This is a genomic window from Paeniglutamicibacter cryotolerans, from assembly GCF_014190875.1.
Lineage (GTDB): Bacteria > Actinomycetota > Actinomycetes > Actinomycetales > Micrococcaceae > Paeniglutamicibacter > Paeniglutamicibacter cryotolerans.
Genome location: NZ_JACHVS010000002.1, coordinates 527,127 through 545,238, shown reverse-complemented (window position 1 = coordinate 545,238; position 18,112 = coordinate 527,127). Strand labels below are relative to the sequence as shown.

General features: G+C 65.6%; 19 protein-coding genes. 9 read left to right on the top strand and 10 right to left on the bottom strand.

What is annotated here, in order from left to right; genetic code table 11:
• The first annotated feature begins 206 nt into the window (after positions 1-206).
• Positions 207-413, top strand: a complete 207-nt coding sequence (locus E9229_RS19070) for a thiamine pyrophosphate-binding protein (RefSeq protein WP_221184679.1) — start codon at positions 207-209, stop codon at positions 411-413.
• Positions 414-942: 529 nt separating this feature from the next.
• Here E9229_RS19070 and E9229_RS15675 read toward each other — a convergent pair.
• A complete protein-coding gene (locus E9229_RS15675) occupies positions 943-1,770 on the bottom strand; it encodes a PfkB family carbohydrate kinase (RefSeq protein ID WP_183512572.1) in 828 nt (275 codons plus the stop codon).
• Positions 1,771-2,604: 834 nt separating this feature from the next.
• On the opposite strand from E9229_RS15675, the gene E9229_RS15670 reads away from it, so the two are divergent.
• A complete protein-coding gene (locus E9229_RS15670; protein ID WP_183512570.1) occupies positions 2,605-3,627 on the top strand; it encodes an LLM class flavin-dependent oxidoreductase in 1,023 nt (340 codons plus the stop codon).
• A gap of 492 nt (positions 3,628-4,119) precedes the next feature.
• Here E9229_RS15670 and E9229_RS15665 read toward each other — a convergent pair whose 3' ends face one another.
• The 7 genes from E9229_RS15665 to E9229_RS15635 all read right to left on the bottom strand — a co-directional run bounded on the left by E9229_RS15665 (position 4,120) and on the right by E9229_RS15635 (position 10,122).
• Positions 4,120-4,698, bottom strand: coding sequence for a hypothetical protein (locus tag E9229_RS15665; protein ID WP_183512569.1), 579 nt, complete (start codon positions 4,696-4,698; stop codon positions 4,120-4,122).
• A gap of 201 nt (positions 4,699-4,899) precedes the next feature.
• Positions 4,900-6,183, bottom strand: coding sequence for a dicarboxylate/amino acid:cation symporter (locus E9229_RS15660; RefSeq protein WP_183512568.1), 1,284 nt, complete (start codon positions 6,181-6,183; stop codon positions 4,900-4,902).
• Positions 6,184-6,518: 335 nt separating this feature from the next.
• Positions 6,519-6,869, bottom strand: coding sequence for a zinc ribbon domain-containing protein YjdM (locus E9229_RS15655; RefSeq protein WP_183512566.1), 351 nt, complete (start codon positions 6,867-6,869; stop codon positions 6,519-6,521).
• The gene (locus tag E9229_RS15650) at positions 6,866-7,198 is read right to left on the bottom strand and encodes a hypothetical protein (RefSeq protein WP_183512565.1); all 333 of its coding nucleotides are present in this window, start codon (positions 7,196-7,198) and stop codon (positions 6,866-6,868) included. Before E9229_RS15650 ends, E9229_RS15655 begins: the two co-directional genes overlap by 4 nt.
• A 316-nt stretch (positions 7,199-7,514) precedes the next feature.
• The gene (locus E9229_RS15645; RefSeq protein ID WP_312855753.1) at positions 7,515-7,715 is read right to left on the bottom strand and encodes an FAD-linked oxidase C-terminal domain-containing protein; all 201 of its coding nucleotides are present in this window, start codon (positions 7,713-7,715) and stop codon (positions 7,515-7,517) included.
• Between the two features lie 38 nt (positions 7,716-7,753).
• Positions 7,754-8,683, bottom strand: coding sequence for an IS982 family transposase (locus E9229_RS15640; protein WP_183509723.1), 930 nt, complete (start codon positions 8,681-8,683; stop codon positions 7,754-7,756).
• 77 nt (positions 8,684-8,760) lie between these two features.
• Positions 8,761-10,122 (bottom strand): FAD-binding oxidoreductase, encoded by a 1,362-nt coding sequence (locus tag E9229_RS15635; RefSeq protein ID WP_246380811.1) that lies wholly within the window; start codon positions 10,120-10,122, stop codon positions 8,761-8,763.
• A gap of 131 nt (positions 10,123-10,253) precedes the next feature.
• On the opposite strand from E9229_RS15635, the gene E9229_RS15630 reads away from it, so the two are divergent.
• The 3 genes from E9229_RS15630 to E9229_RS15620 are packed head-to-tail and all read left to right on the top strand — an operon-like array spanning position 10,254 to position 13,323.
• Positions 10,254-10,805, top strand: a complete 552-nt coding sequence (locus E9229_RS15630; protein WP_183512563.1) for a TetR/AcrR family transcriptional regulator — start codon at positions 10,254-10,256, stop codon at positions 10,803-10,805.
• Positions 10,802-12,388, top strand: coding sequence for a glycerol-3-phosphate dehydrogenase/oxidase (locus E9229_RS15625; RefSeq protein ID WP_183512561.1), 1,587 nt, complete (start codon positions 10,802-10,804; stop codon positions 12,386-12,388). Before E9229_RS15630 ends, E9229_RS15625 begins: the two co-directional genes overlap by 4 nt.
• Entirely contained in the window at positions 12,385-13,323 is a 939-nt protein-coding gene (locus E9229_RS15620; RefSeq protein ID WP_183512560.1) for a diacylglycerol/lipid kinase family protein, read from the top strand. Before E9229_RS15625 ends, E9229_RS15620 begins: the two co-directional genes overlap by 4 nt.
• A 45-nt stretch (positions 13,324-13,368) precedes the next feature.
• On the opposite strand, the gene E9229_RS15615 is transcribed toward E9229_RS15620, so the two are convergent.
• A complete protein-coding gene (locus E9229_RS15615) occupies positions 13,369-13,575 on the bottom strand; it encodes a hypothetical protein (protein ID WP_183512559.1) in 207 nt (68 codons plus the stop codon).
• Between the two features lie 267 nt (positions 13,576-13,842).
• The gene (locus E9229_RS15610; RefSeq protein ID WP_183512558.1) at positions 13,843-14,007 is read right to left on the bottom strand and encodes a hypothetical protein; all 165 of its coding nucleotides are present in this window, start codon (positions 14,005-14,007) and stop codon (positions 13,843-13,845) included.
• 144 nt (positions 14,008-14,151) lie between these two features.
• On the opposite strand from E9229_RS15610, the gene E9229_RS15605 reads away from it, so the two are divergent.
• The 4 genes from E9229_RS15605 (at position 14,152) to E9229_RS15590 (ending at position 17,995) form a co-directional block, all read left to right on the top strand.
• Entirely contained in the window at positions 14,152-15,138 is a 987-nt protein-coding gene (locus E9229_RS15605) for a diaminopimelate dehydrogenase (protein WP_183512556.1), read from the top strand.
• Positions 15,139-15,689: 551 nt separating this feature from the next.
• Positions 15,690-15,806: a transposase family protein gene (locus E9229_RS19725; RefSeq protein WP_183512555.1), complete on the top strand. Its 117-nt coding sequence runs from the start codon at positions 15,690-15,692 to the stop codon at positions 15,804-15,806.
• Positions 15,803-16,504 (top strand): transposase, encoded by a 702-nt coding sequence (locus E9229_RS20110; protein WP_407671376.1) that lies wholly within the window; start codon positions 15,803-15,805, stop codon positions 16,502-16,504. Before E9229_RS19725 ends, E9229_RS20110 begins: the two co-directional genes overlap by 4 nt.
• Before the next feature lie 561 nt (positions 16,505-17,065).
• Entirely contained in the window at positions 17,066-17,995 is a 930-nt protein-coding gene (locus tag E9229_RS15590; protein ID WP_183509723.1) for an IS982 family transposase, read from the top strand.
• The last annotated feature ends 117 nt before the right edge of the window (positions 17,996-18,112 follow it).

Here is an 18,112-nt window from a genome sequence, read left to right as displayed (position 1 = left end):
CGGCCTTTTCAACTCGCCATCCACAGGCTGTGGAGCAAGTCCGCCCGACTTTAAGTTCTTTCGTGTCGCGTTTTTGCTGGCGTGTCGGAAGGTGTCGGCACTCACCACCCGGCCGGCCACAGGCTTGACCCCCCACCGCCCATGCCCCTGCACTGCCCGGGCGCAACATAAGCCACAGCACATCCCGGCGGCGAAGGAGAACCGCCATGACCACGATTGCGCATCACCTGACCTCCATGCTCAAGGCCAACAACGTCAAACGGGTCTACGGCGTTGCCGGGGACTTCCTGAACGGGCAGACCGACGCCATACGCATCGACGGTTCAATGCGTTGGGCGCCGCTACTGCACGGGGAAGGGGACGCTTTCACCGCCTGCGCCGAAGCCGAGCTGACCGGGAAGCCCGCCGTCTGAGCCGGAAGCTGCGGATCGGGAAATCTGCACCTGGCCAAGGGGATCCATGAGGCGCAGCGCAGCCAGGTTCCGGCCCCGCGCTGCATGCCCGGGCCGTGCTGGAGATTCCCGGTGATCGGGGCTTGGCCGTGGCTGCTTCCATCCGCACCTTGGTGGTAAAGGCGCCCCGACCTGTCATCGTTGCCCACCCCGGCGAGCTGGCCCGGGCCGCCGATCTGCTGAACGAAGCCAAGAAGGTCACAATCTTGGCCCGCACCATCGGCAGGACCACTAGCGCGGGTGACGCGTTCCTGCCCGATGTCAGCTCGCCCGCAGTCTGGTCAGCAGGGTTATTTGACCATGAACGGGCGGCACTGGCCGACAGGTTCCTTATCCCGCGGGAGCGTGGCCAATTCCATCCCGCAAGCCATCGGCGTCCAGTCCGCGGCGGTGGGCCGGAAGGCCACCAAGCGATCAGGCGACCGCGGCCGGGCCCCAACACCTGGGCCTGAATCGTCCGCTTCTCCCCATTCGTGGAACCGCTGCAGGGTCAGTCCAGTTCAGGGTGTGCCGTGGCGCTGGACAGGGCCGCTACCACCGCCGCGCCGGATGCCTCGACGGCTGCCATCAGCCCGAGCGGTTCCAAGTCGTCAAACAGCCCGCAGAGCAGGTGCCCGACGAATAGGTCGCCCGCGCCCTTGGCAGTGGATGGCTCGAATTCTGTGCCCCGGACCTCGGTGGCCTCATCGGTCAGGACCACGTTGAGCACTATGCCGTTGTCTTCGCGGGGATCTTGGGCGCTGGTCACCACAACCCATTCGGTGGTGGCGGAGAGCAGCTTCTCCGCCTGGGAGCAGACCTCGTCCAGGTCCTCCGGCACCTTGCCCGCAATCACGCCCAGCTCGAAGCGGTTGGGCGTGATTGCATTGGCCAGCGGCAGCAAGTGTTCTGCGAAGGACGCGGCGACTTCCGGTGCGACATAGAGGCCCACGTCATCGTCTCCCATGATCGGGTCCACTAGGATCAGCGCGTTTTCATTCACCTCCCGGAACCGCACGAGCCACCTTGCGATGATCGCGGCCTGGCCCGGGGACGAGAGATAGCCGATGGCGATCACCCGTACCGGGTCCAGGACCTCGAGCCTGAGCAGGTCATCGAGGATGCCGCTGAGCCATTCGTCGGGGATCGAGCCACCGCTGACGCCCTCATAGTGGGGCAGGTTGCTCAATAGCGTGGTGGGCACCATGACACAGCGGTGCCCGGCCTCGGATAGCAGCCGGCCGATCGCATTGTTCCCCACCGATCCGTAGGCCAGCTGAGAGCCGATCACCACGGCCTCCACCGGACGGCGGTCCATTTCATGGGGCAGGCGAGTCATGGGGTGCGACCCATCGTCTCGACGGCAGAGGGCTTGGGCCAGGTCTCGCACGCTACGCCCGACGAATTCACCCGGACGGGCACCTCCGGCCAGCAGTTCTCGAGTTCGCAAGGACGGCTCGCAACATCCAGGAAGCGCTGGTTACCCGGCACGGGCAAGTCCCTGGCGAAACGAGCTGCGTCTTTGACTGCGGCAGTTTTCAGGTGTCCAAAATCGGCCCTTTCCGGACCCACGCTGTCCCACCGTTTCCCGGATGTGCGCGCGGCTTTGCGAACGTTGTGCTGACCCGGAAAACCTACCGGGTCCGCATCGAACGTCGCGGCGAAATACCCGCCCGGATGAGCTTCGGAATGCCGGTTCCGGTCCGGGCCCCGTCCGTTGTTCGCTGCCACCGTGACCCACCGTTTCTTCCATACCCGTAAAAATACTGACGGGCAGACGGACCGAGATCCGCAGCCTTAGGGCAAACGTAGCACGTAGTGGATCGGCAGCGACATCATCATCCCGGTGGCTTTCGCACCCCGTTTGGCCCTCGCCTCAACGACGCCGGGATACCACCCTTGCATCCATGGCAAAATCCCCCATAGCCGAGGAACCCCCTGGGAACTCGAGCCAGGCATGCGGCGAAAGTGCCGCCGGCCAAGCGGACCCCGGCGATCCGTTTCAGTATCCTGATCGTCCCGGCCGCACATCCATCCACAGCCACCAAGGCCACGATGTGCCGGTGCAGCGGGAGTGCTGCACCGTGGAAGGACTCCTGCCTCTGCACACCCGGGAGCAACCCATGCCTTCCTCCGGGGAATAGGCACCGCCGCCACGCTGTTGGCTGCTGGTGTGAAGAACATCGGATTCCTGTCATTCGGCCATTGGACCGACCATCCCCAGTCCGCCACGCGTAGCGCGGCGGACTCGCTGCTGCAGGCGATCGACCTCGCTGTCGCGGCCGAGGAGCTCGGAGCGGACGGCGCGTATTTCCGCGTCCACCACTTCGCTCAACAACATGCCTCACCGTTTCCGCTGCTCGCCGCGATCGGCGCCCGCACCAACCGCATCGAGATCGGTACCGGAGTGATCGACATGCGCTACGAGAACCCCCTCTACATGGCAGAGGATGCCGGTGCAACCGACCTGATCTCCGGCGGACGGCTGCAACTGGGCATTAGCCGTGGTTCACCCGAGCAGGTCATCGACGGGTGGCGCCACTTCGGATTCTCCCCCACCGCCAGCGAGTCAGACGCCGACATGGGCCGCAGGCACACCGAGCGCCTGCTGGAGGTACTCACCGGCAAAGGCTTCGCGGAGCCGAACCCGCGCCCGATGTTCCCGAATCCCCCGGGGTTGCTGCGCGTGGAGCCATATTCGGCCGGCCTGCGCGAGCGCATCTGGTGGGGATCCGGATCCAACGCCACCGCAGTCTGGGCGGCGAAACTCGGCATGAACCTCCAGAGTTCCACCCTCAAGGACGACGAGAGCGGCAAACCCTTCCACGTGCAGCAAGCCGAGCAGATCGAACTCTACCGACAGGCCTGGAAGGAGGCCGGGCATCAGCACGAGCCTCGTGTCTCGGTCAGCCGCAGCATCTTCGCACTGACGGACGAGCGCGATTGGCAATACTTCGGCCGCGACCGAAACAGCTCCGACCAGATCGGCAACCTCGATGAGAAGACCCGTGCGGTCTTCGGAAAGTCCTATGCCGGAGCCCCGGACGAGCTGGCCGCGAAGCTGGCCGAGGACGAGGCCATCGCCGCGGCCGACACACTGCTGCTCACCGTCCCGAACCAGCTCGGGGTCGATTACAACAGCCATGTCATTGAGTCGATCCTGAAGCACGTGGCGCCGCTGCTCGGCTGGCGCTGATCCCTGGTGCCCTTCCGGTCGCGTTCCCCCGCGAGGCAGGCCGCCCCGCTGCCGCGGGGGAACGATTTGCGGCGCCGTGCCCCTCGAAACCATGCCGCGGGGCTGCTAGGGCATCAACGACACCTTGTTCAATACCCGGCCTGGTCGCCCAAACGCCCGTATCCCACCCCATGATGTCATTGTTGGCATGACGCACTACGGAACCGGCCACGCATGCCGCAGGTGGCTGGGCAGGCGGGCGGCATCGCGCCCAGCACCCTCTATCAACCCCGGGATCAGACGGTATTGGAACCGCAGTTCGAGGAACCCCCCACCCGGAACCTGCGTGCCGCTCCTCCGCCGGTGCCCGGACAGGCCGTGGCCGTTCACCTGCAATCCCCGGATCCAGTACTAGTCGCAGTGGCACCCGCAGACCCATGGATTCCTGACTGGGGAACGCAGCGGGGACGCCGACCACTACCGGGCTGCTGGCCGTCTTCGCCTGAGCGCCGGTCAGCGCGCGGGCCGGTTCACAGCGCGGTAGCGGACCACGTCCGCTTCGAGTTCCTGGTTGGTTAAATCCATGTTGATCGCGGCTCCCACCAGCAGTCCGCGGGCAGCCGAGGCCATGACCTGGGCCGAGATCTCGGCGATGTTACCGGCCACCCGGACCCCGGGGACGGCTGTCGCGCCCATCTGATCCGAGTCGATCCAGGTGCCGAAGCCGCTGGGATGCTCGGTGGGGATCAGGCCCAGGGATTCCACGGCCCGTGCACGGGCGGTTCCCCGCGGCATCAGCACCAGGGCTTCGACCCGGTGGGCGCTGCCATCCTCCAGCACGACGCCGGTGATCCCGTCCTGGTCGGATTCGACCTGCGCCACGGCGGAATCGACCACCGTGATGCCGCGGACCGCCAGGTGCTCGGCCTCCTCGCCCGTCAGTTCGTGGGCCGGGGCGCGGAACAAGGTGATCTCGGCGCTCCATTGGCGGAACATCAGCGCCTGGTGGACGACGAAGGGGCCATCGATGATGCCCAGGGCCCGGCTGTGGAGTTCCTGAGCCTGTTTGGTCCACAAGGCGAACGAATGCACGTCCGGGCCCGGCCAGCGAAGAAATAAGCAACAAGCGCCCTCCGTCGACCACGGAACGGCGCGTGTGCTTGAACTGGGCCGCGCAGGTCACTGCGCCAAGACCCGCACGCTGGACGCCGCCGCACATATCCGGTCAGAGACAGATGATGCCGATGTTGTCGTGGCAACATCGGCATCATCTGTGCTGTGGGCGGGTGCGGTTTACCGGGACAGGAGGGGCAATTCGGTCTGGCCACCATCTCCCGCCTCCACCACCTCATCCGCCGGATCCTGCACCTGGGCACCGAGGCGGCCGCGGGTGAGCTTATTCACGATCATCGCGATGGCGCCATCGCCGGTCACGTTGGTTGCCGTGCCGAAGCTGTCAAGTGCGATGTACGCGGCGAACATGAGACCCACTTCCACCTCGCCGAAACCGAGCATCTGGGCCAACAGGCCGGCGGCCGCGGCAATTGCACCGCCGGGAACTCCCGGGGCCGCAATCATCATGACGCCGAGCATCAGGATGAATGGCAGGTATGCGCCGAAGGAGACGTCGCCGCCGGTGAGCAGCAGTACCGCGATCGAGAAGCAGGTGATCTTCACCATCGAACCGGAGAGGTGAATGGTGGCGCACAGCGGCACCACGAATCCGGCCACCGAGTCGGAAACGTCGTTCTTCTTGGTGGAGGCCAGCGTGACGGGAATGGTAGCTGCCGAGGATGATGTGCCCAGTGCCGTGAAGTAGGCGTCGCGCATGTTCCACAATGCCTTGAACGGGTTTCGCCCGGTCATGGCGCCCGCAGCCGAGTACTGCGCCAACAGCACGACGAAGGTCAGGGCAAGGGAGACAACCGCCACGAGCAGGAACTTCGTGACCACTGTCATCGCCGCGCCGCTGGCGGAGAGGTCCATGAAGATGCCGAAGATGAACAGCGGCAGTGCCGGCACGATGATGCGGCGGATCACTGATTCGATGATCGTACGGAACTCGACGGCACCGCGGAAGATCACCTTGCTGTGGAAGGCCGTCAGACCCACACCGATCACGAAGGCGAGCACCAGTGCGCTCATCACGCCGATGACCGGCGGCAACACGATCTCGGTTGCCGAGTCCCCCGCGCTGGCCACCACCGTCAGGTACGGGGTGAAGCCCGAACCGGATTCGTCACCCAACGCGTCAAGCCCGCCGCCGGAAAGGTGCGAGGTGAAAAGCCACCGGCTCACGAAGTAGGCGAGCAGCCCGGCCAGGATCGTGGAGCCGTACGCGATCACAGCCGTGACCCCGAGCCACTTTCCGGCACCCTTGCCCAGTTCTGCGATGGCGGGTGCCACGAGGCCCAGGATGATGAGCGGCACAATGAATCCGAGGAACCCCGAGAAGATCGAGTTGTAGGTCAGGAACACCCCGCCGAGCCAAGCGGGCATCGCCGGTCCGGTCAGGATGCCAAGGACGATGGCCAGGATGATCCACCCCAGCAGGGGGATCGATTTAAATAGCTTCATGGGGTGGGGGGTCCTCAAGTCGACGGGATCGGGGCGATCGGGGGGGGGTACGGACTGTAGTGTGGCGCAGCCCACGCCTCAGCCATAGTAGGGCCGAGCATGGCATTCCCCGAAATCCGGTGGCTGCGCCACGACCCTTGGCGAAGGGAACGAACCACGCGCCCCATGCCCCTACCCTCAGCTCCAAGGACGACTGCCGCCGGCACGCACCGGGCTGCCCCGGGCTGGAGAAGTTAGGCCATCACCGCCAGTATCCCGGCCACGGCGGCCCAAAAAAGGGCGTCCTCCGTCAGCCGGGAGGCTAAGGGAGGACGCCGGGGACTGCGGGCAGGTGGCTAGACCTTCTTCACCAGGCTCGACTTCAGGTGCATGGGGCCAAAGCCATCGACCTTGCATGAGATATCGTGCCCGTCGAGCGGGTCCACCAGGCGGATGTTGCGCACCTTGGTGCCGACCTTGATCGACAGGGCCTGGCCCTTGACCTTCAGGTCCTTGACGATGGTGACAGTGTCGCCGTCGGCGAGTACGTTGCCCACGGAGTCCTTGACGACGCGTTCGGTCGGCTCCTCGGCCTCCTCGGCCGCCGGCGACCACTCGTGGGCGCACTCGGGGCACACCAGCAGCTCACCCATCTCGTAGGTGTACTCGCTGGAACAGTGGGGGCACGGAGGCAGGGTCTCATTCACAGGCCAATGCTAGCCCAGTTCCCCCGGCTCCGGGATTCACGCGGCCCTGCCTCAGCGTCCGGGACGTGGCGGCCGGGGGCCCGCAGGGGCGTCCGGTACGGCGGGATCGAGCCCGGCACCAGCAGGAGTACCCCGGCCAGGATGGCAACCAGGCCCACCGTCAGGATCCCCAGCATGTCCTGAATGAAATCGTCGGCATTCCCTCCCCCGCCCAGAACGAACAGGCCGAGGGGAAGCGTCTGGATCAGGATGCAGATCAGGCAAAGGAGCAGTCCCACCCGGGTACCGTGCCACGCCAGCGTCTTTTCCCCGGCCGGGCCCATACCCACGGGATATCCCGCCGCACCCAACCGGGATTCGGGCTTGAACCGGGAACCGGGAGGCCCGGGGCGGTGCACCTGCCCCGGCCAACCGGGGTGTTGGACCCCGGTCGCGACCGGCGGCGCGGGCGGATATGGCAGCATGCGCGGAGGCGGCGGCGCAGGGAAAGATCCGGGGTCTTCGTCACTCATGCCTGCGACTCTCCGTGCGCACCGGAATGCGGATCATCGATTCGGGACCGCTTTCGCGTTTTGGGGCGATCTCCCCCATCCCCGCGGCACCGCTTTCGACGAGACCGACCGTCACGGGGGGCTCCTTCCCGGTTCAGGGTGCCGTTGTGGGGATGAGTTTTCCGGGATTCATGATCCCGCACGGGTCCAGGGCCTCCTTGATGCCGCGCAGGACCTTCACGCCGAGATCGCCGATTTCCATACCCAGGTACGGTGAATGCTCGCTGCCCACGCCATGGTGGTGGGTGATGGTCGCGCCCGCAGCGACGATCGCCGCACACGCCGCGTCCTTGATCCGGGAATTCTGGGCCAGTCCGTCAGCCTCCAGCCCGCCTAGATGATTGATTCCAAGGGTTCATGGTCATAGGCGGTCAGCGACCGCAGTGGATGGGAACCGGTGTTCAGGTTGTGCCAGATGGCCACGGTCAGCGCGAGGATGCGTTGCAGGACCCGCACGGTGACCCCGGCGATGGTCCTCCCGCCATGGGCCTCCAGGTCCAGCTGGCCCTTGAGGGTGTCGTTGATTGACTCGATGACCTGACGCAGTGGCTTGAGCAGACTCTTTCCGGGACGGGGTTTCTCACCTTGACGGGTCGGACGGACCAGGGTGATCCCGGCCTCGGAGAGGTCCTGCTCGAAGGCCTTCCCGTAGTAGTTCTTGTCCGCGATGATGATCTGTCCCGGCTCCACCGGGGTGGGCAGGTTTTCCAGGATGCCCAGCAGGGTCTCACGCTCATCGGCCTTCGCCCCGGTCAGCGCGTAGCCGACCGGCAGTCCGGTCGGGGTGCACAGCAGGTGCAGGCGCAGCCCCCAGAACCACCGTGAATGCGAGGCGCAGTACCCGTATTCGGCCCAGCCGGCCAGTTCGGAGCGGTGGGCCGTGGTGTGGGAGCGCCCGCATTCCACAGGGGTGGAATCGGCGAGCCACAGCTCATCGGACCAGAGCCCGGTGGTGTGGGCCAGGTGTTCGTTGAGAGCCTGCAGGGTCCCGCCCAGCTTCCGCAGCCGTTTGTTGTATCCGGGTTGTTGGGGCAGGTCCGGGAACCATCGGCGCAGGTCGTTATGGGATTGGCGGAGCCAGCGGCGTTCGGAGGTGAAGCCGAGCAGGGCCTGGAGGACCGCGATGGTGACCAGTTCGGCGTCGCTGATCCGGGGCCCGAAGCCGATGGCCGGACGCCACGGGAGCAGGTGCGGATTGGCCTTCAGAAAGTCGTCCGCGCAGGCGTACAGTGCTGTTGCAAGGGTGTCCAGATCGGGAGCCATCGGAACTCTCCAGGTTCGAATGTTGGGTATTACATCTCGATTCTGGACACCCTTGCCCGCGCTGTCACCCCTTGGAATCAATCATCTAGGCACGTGTAGTAGAGCGAGGCGCCATCCGGGTAGACGTGCGAGATGTGCGCTTGGACGTATCCGGCCTTGCCATGGGCCTCCAGTGCCCCGAGGATCGCGCCGCGGACGCGGGCGTAGGTTGCTGCCAGCTCGGTCCAGGTCGCCGCGGTTTCGAGCGTTTCGACGTAGACGCCCCGAGTGAGCAGCTCATCGCGCATATACGGTCCGTTGAAGCGCCCGTGTTCCCACGCGGTGGCCGGCAGGGGGCCCAATGCCACCCCTCCGGCACGGCGCATGATGCGTGCGCTGCGGCGCTTCCGGGCCTTGGCCTCACGCTCCCCACCCTCCCAGACGAAGAGGGCAAGGGCCTGGGTCCTTTGGCCGCGCAGCACCAGGTAGCGGGCCAGCGCCCCGGCCTTCCAGCCGCCGAGCTTGAAAGTGGCAGCGGTTTCATCGGTATCGCTGAGCCGGCACACGTGCGGCATATCGCCGCGGACCCCCTCATGCCGGAGCCGGCGCAAGGCGTCGGCTCCGGCCTCGAACGACGGGAAGGACCAGGCCCCGTAGGACTTGTGCTTCGGCAGCGGAGAAATCATCAGCGTCGCTGAGGTGATCACGCCCAGAGTGCCCTCACTACCAACGATGGCGTCGAGCAGCTTCGGTCCGGCTGCCGTGCCCGGGGCCGAAGAGCCGACATCGAAGGGCCCCGACGGGGTTTCCAGGTGGACCGCCTTGACCAGGTTTTCCATCCGGCCGTAGCCGGTGGAAGCCTGACCTGCAGAGCGCGTTGCCACGTAGCCGCCGAGTGTCGCTTCCTGGTGGCTTTGCGGGAAGTGGCCCAGGGTGAACCCGTGGGCCTGCAGTGCCGCCTCGATCGCCGGACCCCGCATGCCAGCCTCGAGCGTCGCGGTGCGGGAGACCGGGTCGATGTGCAGGAGCCGGTCCAGGCGGCGCATGTCCAGGGTGATGACCCCGGAGAAGTTTGCGCGGACCGGGTCGACTCCGCCGACCACTGAGGTGCCTCCGCCGAAGGCGACGACAGCCAGCCCCCTTTCCACGCATACCGCCAGGATCGCCCGAACCTCCTCGGCGCTGCCGGGGAACACCACGGCATCCGGCGCTTCCGGGACCTCTCCGGCGCGCATCCGCATCAGGTCGGGCGTGCTCTTGCCGCCCGCGTGCAAGATGCGTTCGGAGTCCCGCGTGGAGACGTGCCGATCCCCGGTGACGGCGCGCAAGGCAGCCAAGGCTTGGGCATCGATGCCGCTGGGGGCCACGGTGATGGAGGAGAAATCCACCGGCGGGCATGTCGCCTCCACACTGTCCAGCCGCAGTGTCGAGAGCAGGTATTGGAGGGCGCCGGCGCGCAATGGCCGTGCCCGCTCCGGGTCACCCCAGCCATACCAAACCGAGCGGGGAATCTCTTCCGTAACATGCGTCACCATGGGTTACAGTGTGACACATGTCACCACAACGTATCGTCACGCCGAATGATACGAAGGTGCTCACAGCCACCAGGGACTCGGTGATCCTGCACGGCGTCCGCCGCACTACGGCCAACGACATTGCCGAGCGCGCCGGCATTTCCCGCATGACGTTCTACCGCCGCATGGGTTCGGTGGAGAACGCCGTGCTGCAGACCCTCACCCGGGAATTCCGCTCCTACGCCACGGCGGTGCGCACCGGAATTCCAGCCGGAAACGGGCGGGAAAACCTGGTGCACTTCGCCGTGGAAAGCGTGCGGGTCTTCGTCACCTCGCCACTGCTAGCCTCCATCGGCGAGCGCGATCCCGAATTCCTGATTCCCTACGTCACCGACAGGTTCGGTTCCAGCCAGCAGCTCCTGCTCAAGGAGATCACCTCGCTGATCGGGCTGGGTCTGGAGGACGGCAGCAGCGAGGCCTCCGACGCCACGGCAACCACCCTGCTGCTGGCCGTCCAGGGCGTTGCCCTTTCCTCGAAGGTCCTGCTGAAACTGGACTCCTTCGAATCATCCCTGGCAGAACTGCGAAAGATGCTCGAACGCTACCTCACTCCCGGGAGCCGGCCATGAACAAGACCTGGCTCAACGATGCCACCCGACGGCGGTCCCTGGACCACGTCGCCGAAAACCCGGTCGACGTGGCAGTGGTGGGAGGGGGAATCACCGGGGCCGGCGTCGCGCTCGATGCCGTGAGCCGCGGGTTCAGCGTTGCCCTGATCGAGAGCGCCGACTTCGGCTCCGGAACCAGTGGGTACAGCTCCAAGCTCGTCCATGGCGGGCTCCGCTACCTGGCCAAGGCCGACTTTTCCGTTGCCTGGGAATCGGCCAGGGAGCGTCGCTGGCTGATGCAGGACATTGCCCCGCATCTTGTCCACCCGTTGGGTTTCATCATCCCCGACTTGCGCAAGGCCCCACGTCATGAAGCGGCCCTCTCCGGCCTGGGCCTTGTGGTCTACGACCTGCTGCGCCGGGCATCGGGGATGCGCAGCGCCACGCTCCCGCGCCCTCAGATCCTGTCGGGGCAGGCCGTCTCCGCCATGGTGCCGGCGCTTGATGCCGGATCGCTGCGCCGCGGCCTGCTCTACTGGGACGGTCAGGTCTTCGACGACGCCCGGCTGGTGCTCGGGGTCCTGCGCACGGCCGCGGGGTTCGGGGCCCACGTGATGCGCGACGTCGAGGCAACGGCCCTCACGGACACCTCGGTGACGGCACACGACACGCGCACCGGGGCCCCGGTGCGGATCACTGCCCGGGCCGTCGTGAACGCTACCGGGGTATGGGCCGCCGGCTTCGAGGACCGGCTCTCCTTGTCCCCCAGCCGCGGAACCCATCTGGTGGTGCGATCCGAACGGCTGGGCAATCCGCATGCAGCTCACACCGTCCAGGTTCCGGGGCACTTCGGCAGATACGTATTCGTCCTTCCACAGCCTACGGGGGTGTCCTACATCGGACTCACCGATGAGGAGGACCGGGATGCCGACGGCCACCGTCCCGCCGTTCCGGAGCGCGACATCGACTTCCTGCTCGAGGTCATCAACACAGCATTCTCCGTGCCGCTGACGCGTGCCGACATCGTTGGCTCCTTTGCCGGGCTGCGCCCCCTAGTGCGGGCCAACCATCTGGGAAAGAAGGAAGGCACCGCCGATGTTTCGCGCAGGCACCTGGTCACCGACACCCCCGGGCACCCGGTCACCGTGGTGGGTGGAAAGCTGACCACCTACCGCGCGATGGCGCAGGATGCAGTCGATGCCGTGGCCGCACGGCTCGGCTCCCCCGCCGCGTGCGTCACCAGAAGACTGCCGCTGGTGGGAGCCGGCCGCCGCGGGGTCCTCGATACCGTCAACGCACCGGCCCGGCTCATCCAGAAGTATGGGACCGAGGCCTCCACCGTGCAGGCGTTCTCCCGCGAGGACCCGCTCCTGGCTCGGCCGCTGTTCGACGGTACGGAGATCACCGGCGCCGAACTCCTTTTCGCCGTGCGCGCCGAGGGCGCCACGAGCATCGACGACCTGTTGGACCGGCGCACCAGGCTCGCGCTGGTTCCCGGGGACGCGGTCCGGGCGCGCGAGCCTGCCGGGCTCGTCCTGGACCTGGCCCGGAACGGTTCGCGCAACACCGTCCCCGGCGCATTCCCCGACGGGACATCCGGGTGAACGTCTTTTCCGGCGGGCCCTCCCTGCTCCTCGTCAATCCGACGGCCGGCCGCGGCCGGGGAGTGCGCTTGCTGCCCCGCGTCCTAGGCGCCCTGGAGGCGGAGGGAATCACCCCCATCGTTTCGATCACCGAGAGTCTCGGACAGGCGACCTCGCAGGCCCGCACGGCAGCCCCGGGGTCGCTGGTTGCCGTGCTCGGCGGGGACGGGTTTCTCGGGGCCGCAGCCGGCGGAGCAGCAGAGTCCGGCGCCATCTTGCTCCCGCTGGCCGGCGGCCGCGGCAACGACACGGTCCGGCGACTGGGCCTGGGCCTTGACCCGGTCAAGTCCATCCGGAGCATCGAGGAGCTTCGGGTGCATCACCTCGACCTCGGCGTGGTGAATGGGCGTCCGTACTTGGGCGTGGCCAACGTTGGTTTTGACGGGCTCGCCAACGAGAACGGCAACCGCGCCGCCATGAACCTCGGCCCGTTCACCTACCTCTATGGGGGACTCAAGGCCCTGGCCCATTGGAAGAACGTGACCTTCACACTCACTGTGGACGGGAAACCGTGCACCTTCCCGGGCTGGTTCATCGCCGTGGGCAATGTCGGCCAATATGGTGGCGGGTTGCGGATCGCTCCGGACGCCCTGGTCGACGACGGGCTGCTTGATGTCGTCTCGCTGGGTCGGGCTGGCATCCTAGGCGTGGCGGCGACGTTCCTGCGCTCCTACCGGGGCCACCACACCGGCCAGTCAAACATCTCCCTGGTGCGTGGGCACACTGTGGAGATCAGCGCCAGCATGCCGCTGAACATCTATGCCGACGGCGAGCTGGTTGCCGCACTTTCGGCGTCCATCGGCATCCACCCCCGGGCGCTGAGCATGCTGGCACCGGCCGGTTCCCCGGCGTTCTCCGACATCGGGGGAACCGGCGATGCCCGTCCCCGGCGCTAGCCAACGGTCACGGGTGGCCGTCGATCCACGGCTCCCCGCCAGCTCCTAGCGGGTCTTTCGCACCCCGAAGATGATCCCGACGATGCCAAACCCCAGCAGCCCGAACCCGATGACGACGGTCGTGGTGCCCAGCGCGATGAACCCGGCGGCTAACTCGTTGAACGGGGAGGCGTGTGATCCGCCATCCAGCAGGAAGAGGGCCATGGGCATCAGTAGGATCATCAACCCCACGGCTCCCAGGAGAAGCCCCATGAAGACTCCGGCGATTCCCCACCAGAGAATCGGCTTGGACCTGGCGTAGACCCGCTGATGCGCATACCCCTGATTGAACGGGGGCCCAGTGCTAGAGTCCCGGGCCTGGGAAGGCGGAGGCTGTGGAGGAACACGATCGGATGCGCTCATAGGCGAACCGTACACCCGCGGCACGGCACCGGAGGCCGTCGCATCATGGTTCGACGGTGGCGTACCGCCCTCCCCCGCTCCGGCGCCCCGTGTCCATGTGCACGGTCATGGATACACCTAGCGGACAATCGACATCGAGACGCAGCTGGCGAAATAGCCGGCGGAAACCAGCAGCACCATACAGGAATCCTTCGCACCCTTCAGCGCGGAGACCAGGATGAGCACGAGCCCCACGGCAAGGGCTAGGGCTAGACCGCGTTGTAGGACCAGCGGTTCCGTCATCTGCCCAACGCGTTCGCCCTCCAGCCTGCAACGCGCCGCGGTTCGACGGCAGGGACTTTTGTCACCGACGTGGGTGCCGTTCGGCGGTTCCCCCGGATACGTCAGCCACTACACTGGATGTCGGTCACGATAGAGGAGAACAAGATGGCTGAAAAGATTCGCATTGGCATCGTCGGATACGGAAATCTGGGACGCGGAGTGGAAATCTCCGTTTCCAAAAACCCGGACATGGAGCTGGTGGGCATCTTCACCCGCCGCGCCCCCGAGGCCTTGTCGGCGTACTTCGACGACACAGCCGTCTTTGCCATGAACGACTTAGACCAGTTCCGGCACGAGGTGGACGTGCTGATCCTGTGTGGCGGCTCCAAGTCCGATCTACCCGAGCAGGGTCCGGAATTGGCGGCCCGCTTCAACACGGTGGACAGCTTCGATACCCATGCCCGCATCCCCAAGTACTTCGAGACGGTCGACATCCCGGCCCGTGCAGGGAAGAAGACCGCATTGATCTCCGCCGGCTGGGACCCGGGCATGTTCTCCATCAACCGTCTCTACGGCGAGGCGCTGCTTCCCGATGGCGAAACCTACACCTTCTGGGGCCGCGGCCTGAGCCAGGGCCACTCCGATGCCATCCGCCGCATCCCCGGCGTCGCCGGCGGAGTGCAGTACACGCTGCCCTCGGAGACCGCCATCGCGCAGGTGCGCAGCGGTTCCCGCCCGGAGCTGTCCACCCGCGAAAAGCACGTGCGCGAGTGCTTCGTGGTGCTGGCCGACGGCGCCGACGCCGAGAAGATCCGCCGGACCATCGTGTCCATGCCGCACTACTTCGACGAGTACGACACTACGGTCAACTTCATCTCTGCCGAGGAACTGGCGCACGACCACCAGGCCATGCCGCACGGTGGCTTCGTGATCCGCAGCGGCAACACCAGCGACGAGAATGCCCAGGTTATCGAGTACCGTCTGGCACTGGAAAGCAACCCGGAGTTCACCGCCAGCGTGCTGGTGGCCTATGCGCGTGCCACGCATCGGATCAACCAGGCCGGGCAGTACGGCGCCGTCACGGTGCTGGACGTTGCCCCGGGCCTACTCTCGATCAAGACCCCGGAGCAGCTGCGCGCCGAACTGCTCTAAGCCGGGCAGCACGCCGCGGGCACCGCATCGGGACCGCTAACGAATATTCGCTACCATTTCTCCCCGCAGATATCTGATGCCCGGCGCCCACCACTGGCCACCGGGTTGTCGGGGGACCGAGTTCCTGCGCTGGAGCTGGCTCAAAGAGAAACTCGCCGGGTCCACGCGCACGCGGGGGCTGCCGACCCCCTGCAGCAAGGAACTGCGGACCCGATGCATTGCCGTTCCACTGGACTGGCAGGAATTCATCGCGCCACCGGTGCCCAACCGGGTACTGTCGCCCAGCTGGCCGAGCCGCTATCCGAGAAGACGGTGATCGCGCCAGGCCAGCGTTGCATCCAGGTTGTCGTTTGCCGAAGTCGCCTTCACTGCGATTACGTGTCCTTAAGCGGACCCTTGAGTGGGACACGATCCATCAAGCGAATCATCCCGCCCAGCGCTGAAGATCCAGGGCTAATGCATAGTCGCTGAGAAGCCCCTAAAGCCAATGGTTTTCAGCGACTATGCATTAGCCCTGGCACTGCCCCACCCACGGTGTGGTGGTCCAGGCCGTGCCCTTCGCCCACCACGGCTCCCGGTTTACCGGAGACTTCGAAGACCTGGTCGTCTGGCTGGTCACCCGCACCGACAAGACCAGCGTCTGCGCCTTCATCCGAATCACCTGGTGAACCTGGGCGTGGATAAGATCTCCTGGCGCAAGCACCATGACTATCTCACCCTGGTCTCGGACCATGAAACCTCCACCATCCTCTGGGGTGCGCCCGGGAAGAACGCCACCACTCTGGATAAGTTCTTCACCGAAATCGGCCCCAAAAACTGTCGAAGCCGCGCTGGCATTGATCATGCTGGCTTGCGGGCCGGTGGAGACCAGTCCTCCCTATCAGAAATAGTGGCACCCACACTCACATCAGGTGAGCCAGCGAAGCTACCCAACCATCCCGACTCCTTGACACAGCTCAACCCTCGGCGCCCTGCAACTAGCGCCGCCTGCGCACCTGAGCCTGGCTGGAAAAGGAAGCGACAGCCGCAGGTTCCTCAGGGAGATGGAACCGTCGACCAGTTGCCGGTGCGCCTTGAGGATTTCCATGCCCACCGGACCAACGCGCCCGCACTGCGCCCATTCTTCAACACCAGCTATCTCGTTGGACCGAGCAGGCTATCGGAAGACGGTAGTTCGGCGATGCCCAAGAAGGCCGTAGACCTCGCCAAGGAAACCTGTCCATCGATCCCCATCAAACTGCATGCCGTGCACTCTTCCTGCGATGGGCCCCGGTGTATATGCTGGGCACAAAATGTGGGAGGGGAGTCGCTTGACCCAAAGACTTTTCGGGTTGGTGATTCCCCCGCCCCTTATTGGCGGAGGTGAGAGTGAAAATGCATTTACTCGAAACTTTTTGGTCAATTGGTTCGTTTTTTTACTCTTGTCCTATTTGATACTGGTGACAGGATCATCCAGATTGTGGCCGAAAGACGCAAATACGGACTGTACCTGCTGCTCCCAACGCATCGGCGGTCAGATCTACTCCCGAGCTTCCTTGCGCAGTGCGGCGACCTCGCACTGCTGAAAATGAGCCCGGCACAGGACTTTGCGGAGCTGGGTGCCATTTTCAGCTTCACGCCTCCCTCAATGCTCGAGCGCTCCCCAAAGTTCAGGCAGGGCGATGCGCGGTTCGCCGGAGGGTTCGCCTCCGTCACTTTGTTTGTCCGACTCTGCCGACGAATCACACATGAGATGGCTCCGATGTGGCGGTGCCTCTTCGGTCGGTCGTCGCTGATGAATCCCCCGGCAAGGTGGATCCGCGCCTCACATCCTGCCCCTGGCCTGGTTGCTAGGTGCTCTAGATGATTGATTCCAAGGGGTGACAGCGCGGGCAAGGGTGTCCAGAATCGAGATGTAATACCCAACATTCGAACCTGGAGAGTTCCGATGGCTCCCGATCTGGACACCCTTGCAACAGCACTGTACGCCTGCGCGGACGACTTTCTGAAGGCCAATCCGCACCTGCTCCCGTGGCGTCCGGCCATCGGCTTCGGGCCCCGGATCAGCGACGCCGAACTGGTCACCATCGCGGTCCTCCAGGCCCTGCTCGGCTTCACCTCCGAACGCCGCTGGCTCCGCCAATCCCATAACGACCTGCGCCGATGGTTCCCGGACCTGCCCCAACAACCCGGATACAACAAACGGCTGCGGAAGCTGGGCGGGACCCTGCAGGCTCTCAACGAACACCTGGCCCACACCACCGGGCTCTGGTCCGATGAGCTGTGGCTCGCCGATTCCACCCCTGTGGAATGCGGGCGCTCCCACACCACGGCCCACCGCTCCGAACTGGCCGGCTGGGCCGAATACGGGTACTGCGCCTCGCATTCACGGTGGTTCTGGGGGCTGCGCCTGCACCTGCTGTGCACCCCGACCGGACTGCCGGTCGGCTACGCGCTGACCGGGGCGAAGGCCGATGAGCGTGAGACCCTGCTGGGCATCCTGGAAAACCTGCCCACCCCGGTGGAGCCGGGACAGATCATCATCGCGGACAAGAACTACTACGGGAAGGCCTTCGAGCAGGACCTCTCCGAGGCCGGGATCACCCTGGTCCGTCCGACCCGTCAAGGTGAGAAACCCCGTCCCGGAAAGAGTCTGCTCAAGCCACTGCGTCAGGTCATCGAGTCAATCAACGACACCCTCAAGGGCCAGCTGGACCTGGAGGCCCATGGCGGGAGGACCATCGCCGGGGTCACCGTGCGGGTCCTGCAACGCATCCTCGCGCTGACCGTGGCCATCTGGCACAACCTGAACACCGGTTCCCATCCACTGCGGTCGCTGACCGCCTATGACCATGAACCCTTGGAATCAATCATCTAGGCAGTCCTTTCTGACGGCATCCCGGAAAGCCCCCGGGCGCCCAGGAGGGCGGCCTGCCGCAAAGTGCGCGACAAGGCACGCCTCCACGCCATTAATCGCCAAGCGACGAAGCCCCGG